Raw genomic sequence first — 21,520 nt, forward strand, 5'->3', positions numbered from 1 at the left:
GTTTCCTCTTCGACTTTACTATTCAAAGATAAGCTTTAATTGGAAAAATGTTACCAACTATTTTTGGCCACATTACTTACTTAAAGGTCGGCATTTAGCCGACCTTTTATATCATCTTTATCTCGTATTTTAGTTTTGCTTGGAAATCAACAACCATGCATCAGCAAATTCCGGATATTGTTCACGAACTTTTAATAATTCTTCACGAGCGGATGCCTCTTCGTCAAATCCAGCAATACTTACCCGACTCATCCCTGCACTATTCTTCATGATAATGCTGTGATAACCCATCCCGTTCAATTTCGCCTGTAATTTCAAAGCATTATCCACGTTTGAAAAACTGCCGACAATCACGTTATAACGTTTCAACACGTCCCCGTGAGTCATAGTTACATTCTCTTCCCGAGAAACAACAGGTTTTGTATTTTCAGTTTTCTTTGTGGGATTTTGTGCCGTGGTTTGCACGTTTTCTTTCACTACAACAGTTTCTGTCTCCTCTTCCTCAAAAGGTGGTGCGTAAACACGTTTGTTAGTACCGCAACTGACAGTGATAAATGCCAATAAAATTACAGATACAATAATTCTCATTTTTCCCAATTTTTAATGTTATCAATCTTATATTAAAAAGACAAATTTAGTGATAATACATGAGAATTGGATTGGAATAAAAAAGATTTTTTCTTACATGAACGTAAAAAGAGGAAAACACAGATAAATCTAACACACCTTACCCTTCTAGGCTATTATTAATTGTTATAACAATATACCAAAACAAACATAATCCTCCTATCAAAAAACGAACGATTAATAATCATACAAATATAGGTTATTAATGGTTATTTTCACATGAAATTATGTTTTTATTAATTTTTTTATTCTCAGTGTGAAAGAGGCTCTAGTTAGTATTTGGTCTTATCATAACGAAATCAGTACTTTTTACTATTATTAATCGTTGGTTTAAAGATACGGCATTTACATGGAAAGTCAAATAACAACAAATTTCTGGGGACAAGACAGCGATAAAGCTTTCCGCTATTTATATGACAAATACGCATCAACATTGCGCTATTTCTCAGCTAAATATGTAGATGATGATGCGACCATTGAAGATGTAGTACAAGATGCCTTTCTCAATTTGTGGGAAAAAAGGAACGAATTTAAAACAGAAAGCACGATAAAAGCTTATTTATACAAAATCGTACGTAGTTTCTCTGTCGATACCATCCGTCGCAGAAACATTGCGAATCGATATGCCGAGAAAATTGTTCTCGAAGAAGAAGATCAAGAATTCTTTCTGGAAAACATCGTCGAATCAGAAGTTTTCCAGATGATCCAAACCGTCTTTAACGAACTCTCCCCTTCTTGCCGAGAAGTGTACCAACTCAGTCTTCATGGGAAATCTCATGAAGAAATTTCCCAGTTACTGGACATATCGATAAATACAGTGAAAAAGCACAAGAACAATGCTAATCACTATATGCGGGAAAGATTGAAACACGTGCTTTCCATATTTTTATGCATCTAACTTAAAATTTCATATTATCAAGGAAACTATATTTCTTTCACTCTATCTTCATTTTTTACTCCCCGACCACTTTTCTTTACACGATCACATAGGCGTCCAAAATTATAGACCAGGGTAAACGACACCCACCGACCTCGCCATTGTTCATCTTTGTCGTAGTAAAACGAGTCTGTTTCTTTCACGTTTTCCACATTGATATGTTTCCATAAAAACTTGTCCATATCAACTAGGAAAGATAACTTTGAAGTAAAAGCATATTCTCCTCTCAAAGTAGCTGTTGTGAGATATTCAAATTTTGTATGTTGTACAGACGTTGACATAGGACGAATATTTCCAATAATTCCAAGAGTTGCCTTTTTGAATAATGTAACATAAACTCCCGCAGCTGCTTTAAAATTCCAAAGAGGAAAATTACTTCTAGTGATAGAATAATACGTATATTTTGCCTCTCCCGTACACCATATTTGAAGTTTATCGGGGACTTTGTATTCAAAGTTCATATTAAAAGAAAGCATTTCCGAACGATTCATATTCCTGTAAGTAGTGACAAGCGCTCCTGTTTCATTCGTGTAGTCATAAGGATATATGGCATTACCCGAATGTTTATACTTTGCTGAAAAAGCTAAACTCGTCTTTTCTGTATAAAAGCGATAACTCATCGAGAGCAACTGGGATATTTCCGGTTCTAAATCAGGATTACCAACTTTCCAATGTGAAGGATCAGAACGATCTACAAAAGGATTCAAATAATAAATATCTGGTCGGAAAGAAGGCACTGAATATAATATTGAAAACGTAGATTTCCGACTTAATAAAAATATAGCAGAAGCACTGGGAGTTACATTAAAGAAATTCTTTCGTACCTTTTTGCTCTTCTTACTGAATTGCATATCATTTATTGTTTTCTCAAAACTCACTTCTGCCCTTAAACTCATTTTGACTGTAGAAAAAGAATAACTTGCCCGAAATGCCGGAACATATTGATCATAATTCAATTCCTCATCACTGCGATACTGTCTGGCAACAAGTTTAGCCGTCAGGAAATATGAATGTTTCTCATTTATTGGATTCGTAAAATCCACTCCTGTTGTGTGTTCCGTTAAACGCAAGCTATTCTTAAATATTCCCCTAGAATCCTCTATCCCCAACATCCCTGTTAACTCCTGTCCATACTGTTTTTTCCCTTGATTATTTTCCACGCCATACGTGGCAGTAAAAAGCCTCCCTTCTTTATTCCGGAACGACTTCTGATAATTAATTTTTCCATTCCACCGCTCCTCTCTGTTGATATTTCTATTTTCAAAGGAATAAATTTGTACCTTGTTATCTTTTTTATTCCATATCGTAGTTTTTCCTTCCTGAAACTCCCTTTCCCGATAGTAGGTGTATTGCCCGGTAAAGGTGAGTAAATCATTGTCTGAAAAATCGTAACTTGCGTTTAATTGTAACTCATGCGAATCATCTTTCGACCAAGTTATCAATTCTGATTCCGTTCTGTGTATCGTGTCATCCCTATAATTTATTACCTTTGTCTTATCTGTTAACTCCGAATAATAGGTGTATCCCGGTTGATAATTCACGTTATACACCAATTTCCCAATTTTTGAAGTTACCCCTAAATTCGGTTTAATGAAGTCTTTACCGAAATCAATCATAATATTCCCGACAATACCATCCGGCAAACTCCCCTTTGTCACGATATTAATCACGGCAGTCTTATCACTGTATTGTCCTTGTGGCGAGGTGATTAATTCGACTTGTTTCATCTTATCTCCTTGTAACAGTCGAGCCACGTATTGATTTGCCTCCGAAAGAAAAAGATTCTTTTTCCCGTTAATCGTAATCACGAAATTCGTCTCTCCCATCACTTGTAATTGTTTCGTTTTCAAGTCAATATTAACAAACGGAAGTTTCTCTAGTATCTGCATCGCCACAGAATTTTTGGCCATTGAATCTTGCTCCACATCATATATGATCCGATCTACTTTCGTTGTTAAAGATTTCTTGTGCTTTATCACTGTTACTTCATCCAAGGTAATCCCTTCTTTTATTCTAAACACACCTAAATCTCCTCGATTTCCCTCTATCAAAATATTTTGTTGTAAAATCTCGAATCCTACACAGGATATGTTCAATTTATACATCCCCTTTTCCACGGCTTGGATTAAAAAGAAACCATCATCACCACTTACAGCATGGGCAACAACCTTTAAATCTGAATTTAGTAAAATAACATGAGCTTGAGAAACAGGTTTCTCCTCCAAGGTTTTGACATAACCTTGTAAGATTTGTCCAGTTCCTTTACAAACGACCAAGAAAAATAATATCAAAAATAATATTCCTTTTTTCATTAGATTTCCTATAACTTTTTATTCAAATTAGATTTCTTCACGCAAGAACTTAAATTCTGAATTTATTATCGTCTCTATATTAGTGTTTTCGCCTTCTCGATTATTACTACATTCATGACTTCTTCACCCACTTCACCGCATCCGCAAAAACCAATTGTTCCGGGAAAGCCCCTTTATCATGTAAAATTAGTTTTACTTTACCCTTGACTAGCGGGAGAACACCTACTTGGATCCAACCACATTGAGGCATTTGTTGCTGGTAAGAATATTCTTCCTTTCGTCCGAGATTGTCTGACAGATAAATGTTTTGCAGTCCATTTCGGAGAAACGACATCACAATATCCGCACGATAATCTCCTTGCTCCAACGTGTAATAATAGGCCACTGAATCAGCTTGCCTTTGGTACCTGAAATCCAGGTCTAACTTGTATATAGACACCCCATACTCTCCTTGTTCCGGAATTTCCGTTTTCCATTCCGCACGGGCCTGGCTGTTTTTCGTCTTTTTACCTAAAAAACTCCGTACTGGAAAACCGTAAGCATCTATATAAACGGAACTAACCCATCCCGGGGCATTGTCGGTCAGAAAATCGACCCCACTATCTTCCACGATCATCTTATTCTGCAATAATTTCCCTAACAAGGATTCTTTCGTCTCCGAAGCGAAAACATGAAATCCTTGATCCTCATTGTCCACGACAATCTCTCCTGAAGGCGGTAAAAAGCAAAAGGGTTCCAACTTTTTCCGTCCCGCATGAACAAGCACTTCCTGGGGAAATTCCATGAAATTGTAAATATAATTACCCGGGATATTCTGCGCCAAATTAGTTTGCAAGATCACACCTCCTACACTATGAGGTAACGGGAAACAAATCCGGGAACATTCACCGGCCCGGATCATAAAATCCCCTACATTCAACAAATCTCTTGAACCATCGCCTTTATCCGTGTACGCGGAAATAATTCCGTTCACGTCTGAAGAATTCCATACACTGAAAGCAAGCATCGGCCCTTCGTTTCCCTTCCCCGTGTATTGTTCAATATCTTGTACACGAAGCGCGGCAAGTCCATGTTGGTCATACAATTCGCGTGTTGCCTCAACAAGATCGAAATTAAATTCACGTTCAAATTCTTCCGCCAGGCATTCGAAAGTAATGCGAGAAAAAGAATTCCTAGATCGGAATTTGTTCATGAAAACAGCAAAACTATCCTGATTCACTTTTATGTTAATCTGTTTTCTCAAATAAGCGGCTTTTAGCTTGTAAATGGCATCTAAATCACAAGACTTTCCCGTTCCTTTCAATACATCTCGTAAACTTTGCGAAGAAAGAGTCCGTATCGCTTTATGTTCACCGGTTTCTCCGACCTTGTATAATTCCCATTGTATATCAACTTGATTATTTGCTCGCATTCCTGTCATAATTCGATTAATGCCCGGAAAATTTTCAGAATAAATGTAATCGCTAAAATCAGTAAACATGGGAAGAATTGAAGCCGGATTCTTTATTATTTCCGGTGTAATTTGCTGCCCGGCAATAAAATCCGGCAACGCCATTTTTCTCAACACGCTAATTTCTTCCCCTACATTCGCCGTACAAAAATTACGAATCGCCTCACTTTCGATCTCTGTTCTAGAACTTCCGGTAACGGCTTTTTCTCTTTTATCCGCATACTCCTTTAAGGGAAGATAATCTGATTGATCGCAACAATTTTCCGGTTTAAAGATTAATTCCGGTTGAATCCGTTCACTCCTTTTCCTATTTTCGCCACGATAAGCACAAAAACTAACCGGGGTTTCAATGAAAGTCAATTTATGAAAAGGATAAACTTCTCCGGTTAGTTTTTCAAAATATGCTTTAGCCTCACCAATTCCTTGCACAAGCCCTTCTCTAGTCGCCTCAAGCGAAGAGAACAAGGCTCCTTTTTCATCAAAATAATACAATTCAAAACAAGTATCGTCAATCGTAATCTCTCGTTTATTATACCTGCCCATGCACAATGTTAATCCCGGCAATGCGTGAGCATGATCAAAACGAGTTCCATCCCCCGTTTGTGAAGCCTCTCCTTGAGATATAACGGTATAACTTGAATCATGGATAACGGTTAACACGTAATCCGTAAAATACCTGTCGGCAAATTGTAATGCCACGGGAGATGTCTGAAACTCCACAGTCGGATACCATAAACATTCGGGAGTTAACAACGTGTATTCATCATCAACCAAAGCTGTATGTTTCCCGTATCTCAAAATATTAATACTCCATTGTGTCGCGTAATAATCCTGATCCGGAATATCTAAATAACAAACACTCTCGTCAATTTCTCCGGCATAACGAATCACGAACTCTTTCGCCTCTCCCGGCTCCAAAGAATGGTGTAATGATATGGCAAAATCTTTTCGATCGAAATTCACGCTAGTCTCTCCAGTCGTTATGCCATCAACATATAATCCGGGATTCAGGAAAAGGAAAAATCCATCTATTTTTTCCCGGTAGGGATTACGAATAGTCAGCGTGTCATTCACGATCATCCGAGTTCGATGTTGGCTATACTCGATATGTTGACGGATAATTTCCACACGTTTCCGTGTTGCATACTCCATGTACAATTTCACAAACTCCTGTCTTTTCTGTCGGTCTTTTTCAAAATGGAAATAATAAGTTCCTCCTACCCAGATTCCTGTAATCAGCACAATAACCCCCATCCATTGTATCCATCGTCTATTTCCGGGATTATTCGGTAAACGTTTCAATCTAACTACAGATAGCAACATGAAGGCAATACCTAACATGGCAAATGCGATTCGTTGAGTCACATACGGGAAAAGTCCCACGTGTTTTCCCGTGGCATCCGAGAACACATTAGGTATCGAAATCGCCAGATAGTCCAAACTGCCATATAAATAATCCGTCAAAACAAAAACATTAAAAAAGATATATCCTATCAAGCACAATAACGCCACAGGCCATATTTTTATCGTGACGGTTATCCACAAAGTTATCCCGACCAAAAACAATAAAGAAGGGAGAGTTAATGTCATGAAATAAAATACATACGGGAAAAAAACAGGAGATGATTGCATTGAAAATTGATGGAACCCCCATGTAATCACAATGACCAGCACGTTCAACACCACGAAACTCCCCACAACAGCCAGTAATTTCCCCATTGCGTAATCGCCATTCCCATGAGAACGTGTGCTTAGCGATTCAAAAGAGTCTAAAGAACGATCTCTCCGGATAAAATCACCCGCTATAAAGAGGATAAAAATTCCCTGAATAAAATTGAAAAGAAAAGCACTCACGAAAGGAATCGAACAAGATAGTGCATTCAGAAAATGAATAGGAAAGTCCACTTGTATAAACCATTGAGCCGCCAGACTCCCACCTATCAATAAAAACACGAGAAAAATGAATAACCAATTTCTCCTTAGTAGCTTTGCCTCATAGTGACTGATTAATAGTATTTGATTGATATTCATAATTCTCGCGTTTTAAGTTATTAAAATATTTAAGCCTATTACCTGTTACTAAATGTTGTTGGGCCCTTACTTACACGCAAGCTTCTCCTAAAAAGCTTAACAAGCACATTAATTTCATAATTATATTCATGTGTTTTTACAACATTTCTTTCTAAAAATTTTATACCCTTGTAATGCCATAAGTAGCATAACTGCACCTATCCCCCACCACATCCACGAAAGACTTTTACTAGCATTTAAAAGTTTCATCTTTACAATTGGAGATCTATTCACCATATCATTTTTCCAAGTGACACGAACTTCCTCGATTGGTTCATACCCTTCTTTACTAAATTGGAGATAATACGTTCCAAAGTTTTGTATTTCTATTTTCTTAATCTGCCCTTTAAAATCAGTTTTATTAACAACTTCTTCTTTTACAAACTGATGAAGGCTATCATATACAATTACCTTAGGTTTATCAATAGGATTTCCTTCTAAATCAAACACACCGATCTTTATTATTGGTTCAGCATTCTGTGGCAGAGCTCTCGTCAGCGGACAGAATCCTAATAGGAATCCTAACAAACACACGAATTTCATTGCTAGATTTATCATTTTTTACAACATTCTCAATTTTTTCCATTCTCGGATTCGTAAGTCAAACCATCCCATCCGGAGAGAACTAATTTTTTCTCAGAATCTTTGCCTCCTAGTGACTGATTAATATATTCCTAAAAAACAATCTTTATTTAGAACGCTTTTTCCGAATCAACCATGCCCCACCCAATAAGACAAGAATTCCCACGCAGACATACCACCAAACACGGGGAGAAAGAGCTGTATTTAAATCTCTTTTCATTACAACATCGGGAGATGAGTTCATAATTCGATTTCTAAATTCAACTTCCGTCGATATGGTCTCGTACCCGTCTTTAGAAAAAATTAAAAAATATCTCCCATAATCCTCTACCCAAATTTTTTGAATCGAACCGTGTCCTGTCGTTTCAGCCTCTCCTTCAAATAAAAAGTTATGCAAACTATCATATACAGCTACATGTGGCTGTTCTATTGGATTATTTTCTTCATCCATAACCCGGATCATAATGTCACGTTTTACCGATTTCTGAGCCATTATCAAGGAACAGCAAAACATACAGAGAAGTAAAAATATTAATTTCATTGGATCATTTTTTATAGAATTTATATTCATTCAACATTCACCCTCATATCATCCTTGTCCTGGCCATTTACCAGGTAATGTGATCGTCAAATAAAGCATTTTAGTATTGCGGTCTAAAATAAAACTTGTTTTAGGTTTGGGATCCAAAAAATGAGTTGGATTTTGAACAAATACATCACAATGATTTATTGGAGATACAGTAAAATAAGCATCTCCATTTTCATCAGTTGAACTAATCTGCCATCCTTTTCCTGCTTCGTATATCTTCACTTCAACACCTTTAAGACGAATCCCATCTACGTCTAATATCTTGATACAAACATTATTATCTTTTGCAACAAATACTCCAGATGTCATAAATAAAAACATCATTACAACAAAATATTTCATATTAACTATTTTATGTTTGTTATTCAATTTCTATAAATATCTATTCAATATTCATAATAGCATCAAGCTTCACTATTATTTTTTACAACACGCTCAATTTCCTCCATTCCCGGATTGGTATCCAAAACCATCCCATCCGGAGAAATCAAGTATAGAGTAGGCAAAAATTCTACCTTATAATCATCGGCTGTATCACTTCCGTTTATCTCCTGATCAACACGTAATTGTTTCCATATAGGTTGATCCTCTTCCACGGCTTTTAACCAATCCTCCTTTTTCTTGTCACAGGAAATAGCAATCACTTCAATCCCTAATTCTTGCAGACGACCATATTCTTTTTTCAACTCTTTAATCTTCATGCGACATGGTTTACACCAAGAAGCCCAAAAGTCAATCAATAAATATTTCCCCTTGTAATCCGACAATTTTACGTTTTCCCCCTTTAGATCCGGCAAAGTAAAATCCGGGGCTTTACCCGTTAATTGTTTTTGTTTTGCCGCCTCATATTTTTCCATGATCTCCTTTCTTATTTCCGAATCAGGTCCATCCCCCATTGCTTTTACAGCTCGTGTGAATAATTTAAAATCATAACTGATTATCCACATATTATCCTGTACCAACATGGCCGCCACAAAAGTACCACTGAAATCAGTCACCATATCCAATAGCAGATCGTTCCCTTGTTTCCATAATCGTTCATTTTCTCGTCCCAATGACTCTAAATCCCCTTCATCCCTTGTTTCTGCCATTCGTTTTTGCAAATCGAACCTTTCCGTCGAGTTCTTCTCGATCTTTTCGAGATGAGCGTTTAACCGGGATTGCATTCCTTCCTGCCCGGTCTCGACTAAATAATTATTACCTATCTTTTTCAACTGGTACTCTCCGGGTTCTGAATAAAAATAAACTCTTCCACCATAGTTTCCCATATTTAAATAAAGCAAACGATTCCCCGCCTTACCTTTTAATGTAAAAGTACGATCCCCACGTACCGTACTTTTTGCAAGAGTATCAGCACCTTTCCCTTCCCCCGTGAGTAAATAAACTTCAGTGGCTTTACTATTTTCGGGCAGGGTACCCTGAAGGGTATAATAATCCGAAGGTGTACATGCTAGGCACGCCACACCCAATACAATACAATCTATAATTTTCATGTTGTAAGAGGTATATATTTCAAAGGAGACGCTTCAAGCATCTCCTTTGAAAAACGATTCATTAAAAAGAACTAGGAAAATAACTATAACTAACCATAGACATAGACGGATCGACATAATGCATCTTCACCACTTTCCCCTCTCCTTCCAGCACGCGCACCGGCTTTCCATAAGGCTTACCTCCTAGAATCTCGTATAAATACACTTTATACTTTCCATCCTTATGAGTAGCAAATACCAAATAATCAAAGTTTTTATCAGCATTATCAGAACCCGACCAGTAACGATTACTAATATAAGTAATCTCTTCTCCCGTAGCCATATCCGTCGGTCGAAGTAACTCTTCCGTATTCTGTACCAGATCATACATATACAATTGATTATCGTTTACAAAATACATCACTTTAGCTGTCAACTCATTCACGGCAAACAGATTCGCCCCGTTCAATTTAGACGAAGTTGCAACTTCTGTTACCTTTTCAATCGGATTAGAAGGAGCCATTCCCAACACTAACTGGTAAATATAATGTTTTCCTGCAGTATTCTCATCTTCAAACAAAGCATACCCTGTACTCTTTTTATCCATGTAATTCTTTCCAAAGAATTTCAGATGGTGAGTTATACCGTTAGGCTTATTTGGCTTTTCTTCATTATTCTCGTCTAAATCACTATAAGTATGCAAACTACCATTATAGTCCAAAAACAAAAAGCGTCCTTTCAATTCGTCTAAATAATAAAAACAAGTACTTGCGAACACACCGTTTCGATTAGGCTTTGTTTCTTCGTCATCATTTACCATAGCGGGGAATCCGAACTTTCCCGTTCCTAACAAATCCCAAAGGGATGCCTGTGTGGAAAAGTATGCTCCTTTATCTGAAATATATCCGACCCCGTATGCATTTCGCCACACATAATACGGCTTTTCTTCGGGAGCCTCACCACCAAGGAACATATTACTATGAGTGTAAATCGTACTCATATCCTCGATATTAGAAATCCGGACATCCTTCTCCGTGCAAACAGTTAAAGCCTTCGTAATCACGTATTCTGCCGTGGTTTCATCAACAAAACAATATCCGGGATCTAAGCCTAAGCTAACCGGCGCATCAGGCATATGTTCCCCATCCATTTTCAAGAAAATATTATCCACTAAACTGTTATCAGAAGCGTGCAAATCCACGTCTGTTGAATTTCCCATATCTTTCAACAGGTAGAAACCTTCTGAAAATTTAGTCACCACGCTCAAAGACATCACCTGATACGTTTCCAGCTTATTGCTCTTATTCGTTACCCGAAATGTCAAATCATAAAACCCTTGTTTAATATTTACCGGAAAATCCAACACTCGATCAGTTCCAATCGTGTCCAGTATTATTTCTATTTTATTGGAAGTCGTACCCGACCCTTTCGTCAGGTTCAACGTCCATAAATATTCAAAATCACTCTCCCCACCCGTTGCCGTAACGGTTGGTTCCAGATGAAGAACATCCTGGTAGGACGTTTTCGTGTAACTCTTTTCCAATCCTTCAGTATTAATCGTACTGATTTCATGATAGTCATAGTTTCCCTCGTCGTCATAACATGCCGAAACAAGTAACGCAAATAAACAGACTGATAATATATTGTATATTTTCTTTTTCATAACTTGTCATTATTATCTTTCATACCGGGTAAATCTAACTAACGCTCCTTCCGTTTCACCGGGCTCCGGTGCCTCTCGAAGAGGTTCTTCACCTCTGGCAGCTCTCGCCTCATTTTCAGCAGCCAATTTCCGAGTGAAGAAATAGAACCAATAATCCGTCATTCCCATGTCAACACTATTCGGATTGCCAACTAACGAATAGAAAAAGTCATCGTTCATCTTGATTCCTAAATCTGCCGTGGCATCAATCATAAACTGATGTTTCACTTTACCATATTTTCCAGCGAAATAATACGATGCATAAAAATCCCAGTATTTCGGTTGCATCAATATATCTGCCACCCGAATGATCTTCTTCTGATATTTTTCGTAGCCGGGAATAAAGTTTTCATTGTGACCGATCTGAACACATAATGTCACCTCCTGTTGTTTTAATGAAGGATCACGTTTTAATATTATCGGAAAACGTACGGTATTTTTTCCCGCTGGAATCTTATAATAATCGGCAACAAGCGGATCATCAAAAGCAATATAATGCTTTCCTACCACGGCTTGTTCTCCCTCTCCTTTCTTCACTTGTTCCAGTGCAAACGAACGTTCATGATCTTCGACATACCCCATCGTTTCAACTTCCAACCAAACGGTATCGAATACCCGGGTTTCAACATCGTAAACAAATGTACGAGGAATCACGGTATCGGCCATCGTGAATGGCTCATATATAAAATTCAAACGATTCTCCGGTGAATTATACACCCCCATCTCATCTTCACATGCGAATAATCCGAAAACCGGTAATAACCATAGTATATATTTATTTATCTTTTTCATAGCTTTCTACTTTTAATTTGCGTTCAGTTCTGTACTTGGTAATGGCACAATATAATCCTGTTCGCCAACCTCCCGATCCGTCTTCCATAACATATTTTTTATTCCCAAACGTTTGTAAGTATAGAACATTTGTCCTTCTCCAAAGAATTCTCTACGATATTCCCGGATTATCTCGGTCATCAACTGTTCTTGTTGTAAAGGAGACGCATCCACGTTTCTCGCTTTCATATAAGGAATATAAAGAGCATTAGCCTCATTCAGCGTGGGAGCAGATTCGATAGCAATCAAGTACATCTCGGACAAACGAATCAATGGAACCACCTGTTTCTGCGTGGCCAACACTTCCATATCCGTGTTCGTGGTTGAGGACGGTTGATTGTACTTTTTTAGCAAAGGTTTTATAGCTCCTTGATTATCAGGTGTACGATCCCACACTTGCACTCGGTTATTCACGGCCGTAGATTGTCCGGCAAACAAATCATTATTAAACTGTTTTTCTGTAAGGTATATTTTTTCAGCTTGATCTGATTTAAATAATTTCTCTGTATTACTTTCAATCTCGTAATTACTTAAAGCCAAAATACACTCTGAAGGCAAAGCAAAATTACTACTACTAATATCTCCCGCTCCCGCCAATTCCAAAACTTTCTTACCATTCTTATCGACGGCATCAATAATTTCTTTTGCTGCAGTATATGCTTCTGTTTTCTTCCCCATATACATATACAACCTTGCCCGAATCGCTTTCACAGCATAATAATTGAAACGGAAACGTCTAAATCCCATAAACTCGTCCGCCAGCTCTACATTATAATTTTTTGTATCGAAGAAATTATCTAATTCTTGGAAAGAATAAGTAAATAACGGATCATGATCTTTAAACAAAGCTTCAGCCGCATCTAAATCAGCAAGAATCAAATTCGTGAAATCATTATATGAATAATGCGGAATCATCACCGTGGACACGGTTTTAGCATACGCCAAAGATACCTGTTTATCAGTGTTTTGCGGCATTTGCCCAAACAAACGTAATATTTCCATGTGACAAAATGCCCGAATCGTTAATGCCTCTGCCTCTACAATTGCCCGCATATCCTCGTTCGTGATCACCTCCTTATGCTCGGGCATATTCTGTAGTATAATATTGGCTTGGGCAATTGTATTATACATCTCCCCGTAAATTGCGGATATTAATGTCTTCGGATAATCGTTTTCATATTTGAAAGCCTTGAGATCCTCTGCCCCCCGATAATTACTCTCCTGATAACTCCAATGTTGGGCCATAAATTCAATATCCGTAATCGTCAAACTTAGCCCATATAAATTTTTGGAATTCAATTTAATATAGCAGGCAGTCAAGGCATTTTTAAACCCAGAAACCGACTCGAACATATCTTTTTCATCGGTTTGAGTCTCCGGCTTTACATCCAGCCAATCATTACAAGAGGCTAGCGATAAAGTTGCGAATAACGTGATATATAGTAAAATTCTTTTCATAATACCATTGTTTAAAACATTAATGAAAGGGTTAAAGCCAGTCTGCGGGCAAACGGATAAGAAGTTCCTCTTTCACGCTTGATAGAAGAAATATAGAATATATCCGACATATTAGCCCCGATACTGATTGTCTCAACTTTCCACTTGTCACGCAGGAAATCTGAATGTAACCGATACTCCACACTGGCACTTTGGAATTGGAACACGTTATCATCCATCACGAAACGGGAAGTCGCTTTTGTCTCCACGGAACCGTATCCCTTGTAAGGTTTCACGTCTCCAATATACTGCCATCTCTTTTTCAACACCCGACTATCAACATTATTCTTATCAATTTCACCATTAGTCACTTCCACCTTGTTAAGTAATGTCTCGTTATATTGTTGTCCTCCCCATTGATAAGCAAATGACAGATTAACAGAAAGATCCTTCCAAGCAAAGTAAGTACTGATATTACCCCTGTATTTGGGCTCATCAACTCCAAAATAACGCTTGTCGGATGGATTCCATTTATCCGTGATATTCCCATTCTTATCCAAGAAAATTTCATATCCGGTACTCGGATCAATTCCCATGGAAGGAACAGCCCAAATTGAATTCTGTGCATACCCTTCATACAATAACTGATTGATCTCTACATTTTTTGACTTATAAAGCTCATTCTGCCGTTTGATCGCTTCTGAGAGCTTGGTAATTTCATTCTTCGTGTAAGCTAATTTTGCTGTCATAGACCAGATGATATTCCGGTGCGTATCACGCATTAAATATCCACTAATCATGGCCTCGTAGCCCGTATTTTTCACCTCTCCCACGTTATCCACGTAAGAACTGAATCCGTTCGCCAAAGGCAAATCCATTTGAGACAACAAATTAGAAGTCTTTTTACTATAAATATCGAAAGATGCCGACAAGCGTCCGTCGAAAAGTCCAACTTCAACACCACCATTTAATTGCTTGGTAACCTGCCATTTCAACTTTTCATTTCCTAATCCCATCAACTCAGACCCGTTCCAAATAATGTAACGTTTTCCCGTGTAACTCTGGAAGGTTGACAACGCCTGGTAGGAAGAAAACTGTTGAGATCCGGTTTCTCCATACGATCCTCTAATCCGAAGATTATTCACGATATTCTGATTCTGCATGAACTTCTCGTTATGCACGTTCCACCCGATACCGGCACTCCAGAACGGGGCAAATTTATTTTTTGTCCCGAACAACGATGAACCATCCACACGGAATGATAAATCCATGAAATAACGATTGTTATAAATGTAATTGACATTCCCGGTAAAACCAACCCGACGAGACAATTCTTCCGTACCTTTCGGTACCCCATTTTTCTCATACTGCAAAGCATTACCAATGAAATCCAATTTACCATCAGGAAATCCTTCCACGATAAACGTGTAGAAGTGATTTTTCTTCTGGGCTATAGAGTAATCGAATCCGGCATATAGCTGGTGTTTTTCATGAAATATCTTTGAATAACTCAACGTCACGTTTGCATCGATATTAATATCCTCACCCGTTCCGTAAGTATACTTTCCTTTGCGAAAATAACTATCACTATCTGTAGCAGTCGCAAAAGTCGTGTGATCGGCAGGTAAATAATTATCAGAAGTACTATTTTTCTTTTGTAAGCCTAATTGAGCTCGTAAACGCAAATCATGATTAATGCTCCATTCAATAGAAAAATTATTCGTGATCAAGGTATATTTATCCTCGTCGATTACCCCCAACTGGGCATTATAAAGCGGGTTATACTGTTTTGTCCCTTTTATCGTGTACACCTTGATATATTCTCCATTCTCATCTTTTATCCGGTAATACGGATTCATTTTGGCATAATCAGAGAATGTTCCATATTTACTTTCTTTTCCTTTATTTATATCAATACTAGTCTGATTCTTAAAGAGCACATTCTTCACGGAATATGACAAAGTTACCGTACCACTGAAAGTATTTCTCTCGGATCCCTTCATCGCTCCTATAACAGAATTATAAGAAATATTTGTTCCCCAACGAAAAGACTCATTTCCACCCTCTAGACGCAAATTATATTTCTGACCAATACCGGTCTGTACCGGTTGGCTCAACCAATGCGTGTTCACACCTTTCAACACCTCCGAATATAATTGACCATATTTCTCCTTTAACGCCCGATCGTTAACGACATCATCTTCATCATCATAGAGTCCGACAATCCGCTCCAATTCCAACTTATCACGGGCATTCAATAAATCGTATGAAGAAAGGTCTGGCATTTCAATATTCATTCCTCCTTGCACGTAAATTTTCAATTTACCGGCTTGAGGAGCCTTCGTGGTAACAACAATAACACCATTTGCACCCCGAGAACCATAAATTGCCGTGGCAGAAGCATCTTTCAGTATGTTGATACTTTCAATCTCCTCGTCATTAAAATCCATTAATTTCTGCAAAGTAATCTCGAATCCATCCATGATTACTAACGGAGCATTCAGTTGTTTGGATGCTTGTTGATTTAATTCATCCACGCTCATAGGTAAAGAGGAATTACCCCGGATATTAATCTCTGGTATCACGTTCGGGTTACTTCCCAAAGCATTGTCCATCACTACATTGATTGAAGGGTCGATGTTACGCAACGTGGCTAACAGATTTTGGCCTTTGTACATCTTCAACTCTTTGGCAGAAACGGCCGTAACAGCCCCCGTGTAACTTTCCTTGGATTTCGTGAAAATACCGGTTACAACCACGTCGTCCAATGTTTCCGAATCCTCGACTAACTTCACGTCTAGTTGCGTCTTCGAACCGACGGCAATTTCTTGAGTCTTCATCCCGACGAAAGAGAAGATCAAGACTTGCTCACTATCACCGGGTATTTCCAATTTATACTCCCCGTCAGCACCAGTTGCCGTTCCCAAGGTCGTACCTTTAATGATAATCGTAACTCCCGGCAACACATTTCCTTGCTCATCCGAAACCTTACCTGTAATTGTTTTCGATTTTTTTTCTTCTTGGCTTACAGCCTTTTTACGAATAATGATCGTCTTACCATTTATCTCGTAACCGAGATCAGTCCCTTTAAGACAATCCGTTAAAATTTGTTCAATCGTTGCATCTTTAAAAGCAACATCTTGCCGGGCAAATGATTCCAGATTCACGTCACGATAAACGAAATCATAATCAGAATTCTTACGGATCTCACTGATAATCTCTTTTAAAGACGCATTTTTCAATGAAAACGTAATCTTTCTTTCCTGCGAATACGCATTCAGACTAATTTGGGTTGTGAAAATTAAGAAAAGGAGGAATAAAAACCGCCTCTTCCCGACGACATTAGAAATTTTCTTCATAACTTTGTTTTTTGAATTCAACAATTCCTCACGCCCTGTGCCAACAGGGAGTGAAATACGAAAAGTAGTGTTAGCAGCGCTACTTTTTATTTTACAATAACCGTGTTATCTTTTATTTCAAATTGTACTTCTCCGGTTTTACCAATTAATTCTAATACTTGAGTAAATTCTTCGTGTTTTTTCATGTTCAAAGAGAATTGGTATGAACGCAATTCATCCCGACTATAGAATACATCAATGTTATACCATCGTCCCAAGTCGGTCAGGATTTTTTCCAACGGACAATTATCATACACCAAACGTCCGTCCGCCCATGCCAAGTACAAATCGACATCCACGTCCCGAACTTCCAACCCCATCGTTGATTTATTAAACAACACTTGTTTATTCGGAACAAGCTTCACACTTTTACCTTCCACCCTTACCGTTACTTGACCACTTTCCAACGTGGTTTGTATATCCTTTTCGTCTTTATATGCCCGAACACCGAAAGTAGTTCCGGTAACCAGCACTTCCAATTCTCCGGCTGTCACTACAAAAGGATGTTCCGTATTTTTCGCCACTTTAAAATAGGCTTCACCGGTTAAATACACCTTACGCTCCTTACCCTGAAATTTCACGGGGAAGCTTAACGTTGATTCCGAATTTAAATAGATCATCGTACCATCCGACAGGGTAAGTAAATATTCTCCACCCCGAGGAATCTCCAACGTGTGAAAAATTTCCGTCGTGTCGGGAGAATCAATATCCCTGTATTTTAAAGATCTGGCGCTAACCAATAATAAACTGTCACTCTGAGCCAGATCAGAACGTAACACCTCGTTTTCCAGATCAACTTTACGCCCATCGGGTAAAATCAAAACGGCCCGGGAACCGGGAACTTGCACCTCATTCTTAGCTATCGGAAGAATTTCGGTTTGTTCTTTATCCCCGGAAAAATAAAAAACACCTCCCACGCTTAATATTAACACAATAGCAGCCGCATACGGGAACCATTTTATCTTCCGAACAGAACGACCGGATCGTGCTTTCTGTTGGAGTTGCCGCCATCCTCTCTCCTCCTCTTCTTCCGTTTTCACGAAACGGGAAATACTTTTTTCCACGTGTTCGCTTGACAACATTCGTTGAAAAAGTTCTTCATGCCTCGGGGAAACCGATCTCCATTCGTTCAGTTCTTTCTCCTGCGCATTGTCCGTCATTCCCTGTACATGCAGGAAAATCAACCGGGCTATATGTTCTTCTTTGCTTAACATCTTTTTTGGCTTTTATACTAAAGCGATTTGGGGTGCGTTTGGTGTAATAAAAAAATCACTTTTTTTCTCACTTTTTTATTATCATCTCTGTATTTGCAAGTTAGCATCTTCGTTTTCTGGCAATAGATGTAGAACTGATACAAGAGCATCTATTTATAAATCATTGATTTACAAGAAAGATATTTATAACGCTCCAAAAGATGCAATCAACGGGGTTACAAGTTAAAATATAATCCATATTTTTGCGAAAGAGAATTCAAATGATCAAAACACAATAAAATGAGAAAACTATTATTTTTATTCATGCTGATCTGTACCATGCAGTTACACGGGCAGACAGTCAGGGAATGGATGGGATTACCTCCCGTCCCGGTAGAGTTTCCGGCTTTCGGGGACATGAAAAACGTGGAAAACAAAACATTTTCCCAAGCGGATTTACTAACTCTTTCCACGTTTAATATCGAAAACCTAACCCCTGCCGTGGGCGAACAAGAACTACAATATCACTCTCTGACTTGGGAAACTGCAACCGTGAATGATAACATTGTTATCTCCCAAAATAAAAGTACCGTTCCGGCAATTGGATTGTATGCCGTTTACGCGGAAAACACGCAATGGATGAGCGGGAAACTGCAATTTTCATTTTACGGGAATGCCGAAGTTTACGTGGATGGAGTGAAAAAAATCACGTACACCAGCCACAAGGGAACCGAAGCCGTAAACCAAGAATGTACCCTGCAATGGGTTCCGGGAAAACATTCCATCATCGTGAAAAGCTTGCAAACGAAAGAAAGCGACAAACTATTTTCAGCTCAATTTATTGCAGATCCCGATTTCAAGGATGCCCCGGTGGAATTTACCTTATCCCCCAAACGCGGGAAAAATATACTGGATGTGCTTAACGGTCCCAGGATCGGAGGAATTCAAGTTTCTCCCAGCGGAAAATACCTGATCATGACAGAAGGTGAGATTATAAAAGGTAAAAGCAGTTCCATGACGAACGTGTACAGAATTGCCGACAAAGAAATCGTGTACACGTTCTACGGCAACAATGTCAGTAACTTGACTTGGATACCCGGAGAAGACAAGTTGTCTTACCTGATAAAAGAAGGAACGGGAAACTCCCTATACACCTACGACATTGAGCAACAAAAACTGGAACGCCTGTTCCGGGACGATCAGACGATCAGTTCTTTCTCGTGGTCACCGGACCGAAGTTATCTTATTTACTATAAAAATGAAAATTACACCCCGAAAGAATGGGAACTCCGCAAACTCGACGGGATCGAAGATCGACAGGCTTATTATCGCAATCGGTATTTCCTATGCAAATATGATTTGGCAACGGGCATACATACTCGCTTAACTTGGGGAAACCAAACGACTTCTATCATGGACATCAGTCACGATGGTAACCAAATTTTAATCAGCACCGGACGACCGGATTATAACGAATACCCGTACCGGAAACAATCTGTCTACCTGTTAAATGCCCGCACGAATCAACTTGACACGCTCTGGAAAGACCGTCTGGTTGACATTCAATGTGTCTTTTCTCCCGATGATTCAAAATTATTAATTGCCGGAGCGGCTGACGCTTTCGGACAAATCGGGGTAAAGATTGCTAAAGGACAGATCGTGAACGGATACGACACGCAGCTATACATTTATGACTTAAATTCCAAAGAAGTAACTCCGATTACAAAAGATTTCAATCCCGCTGTCTCCAACTACATCTGGCACACCGACGGGAATATCTATATCGTGGCCGGGGATACCGATTACGTTTACTTATTCCGGTATGGGAAAGACGGGAAAATCGCGAGAATAGAATGTCCGGGTGATCTCGTACAAAAGATCAGTTTGGCTCAAAACGGGAATACCGGGATCTACACTGCCTCAGACGAGAGTTACCCGACGCGGGTCTATACCTTGGACTTGGCAACCCTCAATGCACAAGAATGGGCCGATCCGCAAGGTGAACAATACAAAAATATAGAATTCGGACAAGTAAAAGACTGGGACTACAATTACAAGAAAGGAACCACGATAGACGGACGCTATTATCTTCCGGCAAATTTCGATCCCAAGAAAAAATACCCGATGATCGTGTATTACTACGGGGGAACAACCCCGGTAGAAAGGACTTTCGGAGGAAGATGGCCATTCAATCTATACGCTGCGAATGGATATGTTGTATATGTAATGCAACCCTCTGGTGCAACCGGGTTCGGACAAGAATTTTCAGCCCGTCATCAAAACAACTGGGGTAAAATCACGGCAGACGAAATCATTGCCTGCACGAAATCATTCTTGAAAGCACATCCTTTCGTGGATGCACAACGTGTCGGATGCATGGGAGCCTCTTACGGTGGATTCACAACCATGTACCTGCAAACCCGCACGGACATCTTCGCTTGTGCCATTTCACATGCCGGAATTTCCTCCATTTCCAGTTACTGGGGTGAAGGCTACTGGGGATATAGTTACAGCACGAACGCATCGGCTCATGCATTCCCGTGGAATCGAAAGGACATCTACGTGGATCAAAGCCCGCTATTCAATGCGGACAAGGTAAAAACCCCCATGCTTTTATTGCACGGTACGGCCGATGTAAACGTACCCACGGGTGAAAGTATCCAGTTCTACACCGCGCTGAAACTCTTGGGCAAAGACGTGGAACTCGTATTAATCAAGAATGCCGATCATGCCGTCGTGGATTACAACCAACGAATCATCTGGGGTAACACCATCATGGCTTATTTTGCCAAATACTTGAAAGGTGAACCCGCTTGGTGGGAAAATATGTACAAGGACAAGAACCTGTAAATAATTTAAAATTTAGGATGTAGAATTTAAAATTGAATGCATCTAAATTCTACATCCTAAATTCTAAATT

14 protein-coding genes are annotated in these 21,520 nt (G+C 38.9%); 2 read left to right on the forward strand and 12 right to left on the reverse strand.

The window, feature by feature from the left end:
* Positions 1 to 129: 129 nt before the first annotated feature.
* Complete coding sequence (locus tag AB5542_RS12965) at positions 130 to 588, reverse strand: SPOR domain-containing protein (protein WP_051466006.1); 459 nt, start codon at positions 586 to 588, stop codon at positions 130 to 132.
* Between the two features lie 388 nt (positions 589 to 976).
* On the opposite strand from AB5542_RS12965, the gene AB5542_RS12970 reads away from it, so the two are divergent.
* Complete coding sequence (locus AB5542_RS12970; RefSeq protein ID WP_118302420.1) at positions 977 to 1,525, forward strand: RNA polymerase sigma-70 factor; 549 nt, start codon at positions 977 to 979, stop codon at positions 1,523 to 1,525.
* A gap of 26 nt (positions 1,526 to 1,551) precedes the next feature.
* Here AB5542_RS12970 and AB5542_RS12975 read toward each other — a convergent pair whose 3' ends face one another.
* From AB5542_RS12975 to AB5542_RS13025, 11 genes are all read right to left on the reverse strand, one after another.
* Positions 1,552 to 3,876 (reverse strand): TonB-dependent receptor domain-containing protein, encoded by a 2,325-nt coding sequence (locus AB5542_RS12975; RefSeq protein WP_279038523.1) that lies wholly within the window; start codon positions 3,874 to 3,876, stop codon positions 1,552 to 1,554.
* Positions 3,877 to 3,988: 112 nt separating this feature from the next.
* Complete coding sequence (locus AB5542_RS12980) at positions 3,989 to 7,357, reverse strand: ABC transporter permease/M1 family aminopeptidase (protein ID WP_279038522.1); 3,369 nt, start codon at positions 7,355 to 7,357, stop codon at positions 3,989 to 3,991.
* Between the two features lie 126 nt (positions 7,358 to 7,483).
* A complete protein-coding gene (locus tag AB5542_RS12985) occupies positions 7,484 to 7,846 on the reverse strand; it encodes a hypothetical protein (protein WP_288215181.1) in 363 nt (120 codons plus the stop codon).
* 238 nt (positions 7,847 to 8,084) lie between these two features.
* Positions 8,085 to 8,519 carry a hypothetical protein gene (locus tag AB5542_RS12990; protein ID WP_279038520.1) on the reverse strand — a complete coding sequence of 145 codons (435 nt, stop codon included), beginning with the start codon at positions 8,517 to 8,519 and terminating at the stop codon, positions 8,085 to 8,087.
* A 48-nt stretch (positions 8,520 to 8,567) separates the two neighbouring features.
* Positions 8,568 to 8,909, reverse strand: coding sequence for a hypothetical protein (locus AB5542_RS12995; protein ID WP_279038519.1), 342 nt, complete (start codon positions 8,907 to 8,909; stop codon positions 8,568 to 8,570).
* A gap of 62 nt (positions 8,910 to 8,971) precedes the next feature.
* The gene (locus AB5542_RS13000) at positions 8,972 to 10,060 is read right to left on the reverse strand and encodes a TlpA disulfide reductase family protein (protein WP_279038518.1); all 1,089 of its coding nucleotides are present in this window, start codon (positions 10,058 to 10,060) and stop codon (positions 8,972 to 8,974) included.
* A 61-nt stretch (positions 10,061 to 10,121) separates the two neighbouring features.
* Positions 10,122 to 11,702 carry a PKD-like family lipoprotein gene (locus tag AB5542_RS13005; RefSeq protein WP_368243114.1) on the reverse strand — a complete coding sequence of 527 codons (1,581 nt, stop codon included), beginning with the start codon at positions 11,700 to 11,702 and terminating at the stop codon, positions 10,122 to 10,124.
* Between the two features lie 12 nt (positions 11,703 to 11,714).
* Positions 11,715 to 12,533: a DUF4843 domain-containing protein gene (locus tag AB5542_RS13010; protein ID WP_118302435.1), complete on the reverse strand. Its 819-nt coding sequence runs from the start codon at positions 12,531 to 12,533 to the stop codon at positions 11,715 to 11,717.
* Between the two features lie 12 nt (positions 12,534 to 12,545).
* Entirely contained in the window at positions 12,546 to 14,030 is a 1,485-nt protein-coding gene (locus AB5542_RS13015; protein ID WP_279038517.1) for a RagB/SusD family nutrient uptake outer membrane protein, read from the reverse strand.
* A gap of 11 nt (positions 14,031 to 14,041) precedes the next feature.
* Positions 14,042 to 17,368, reverse strand: a complete 3,327-nt coding sequence (locus tag AB5542_RS13020) for a SusC/RagA family TonB-linked outer membrane protein (RefSeq protein ID WP_118302439.1) — start codon at positions 17,366 to 17,368, stop codon at positions 14,042 to 14,044.
* Positions 17,369 to 17,454: 86 nt separating this feature from the next.
* Entirely contained in the window at positions 17,455 to 18,621 is a 1,167-nt protein-coding gene (locus AB5542_RS13025) for a FecR family protein (RefSeq protein ID WP_279038516.1), read from the reverse strand.
* 279 nt (positions 18,622 to 18,900) lie between these two features.
* Here AB5542_RS13025 and AB5542_RS13030 point away from each other — a divergent pair, with 279 nt between their 5' ends.
* Positions 18,901 to 21,450, forward strand: a complete 2,550-nt coding sequence (locus AB5542_RS13030) for a prolyl oligopeptidase family serine peptidase (RefSeq protein ID WP_279038515.1) — start codon at positions 18,901 to 18,903, stop codon at positions 21,448 to 21,450.
* Positions 21,451 to 21,520: the final 70 nt, after the last annotated feature.

Source organism: Butyricimonas sp. RTP31003st1_G1_RTP31003_210430 (genome assembly GCF_040920905.1).
Classification (GTDB): domain Bacteria; phylum Bacteroidota; class Bacteroidia; order Bacteroidales; family Marinifilaceae; genus Butyricimonas; species Butyricimonas paravirosa.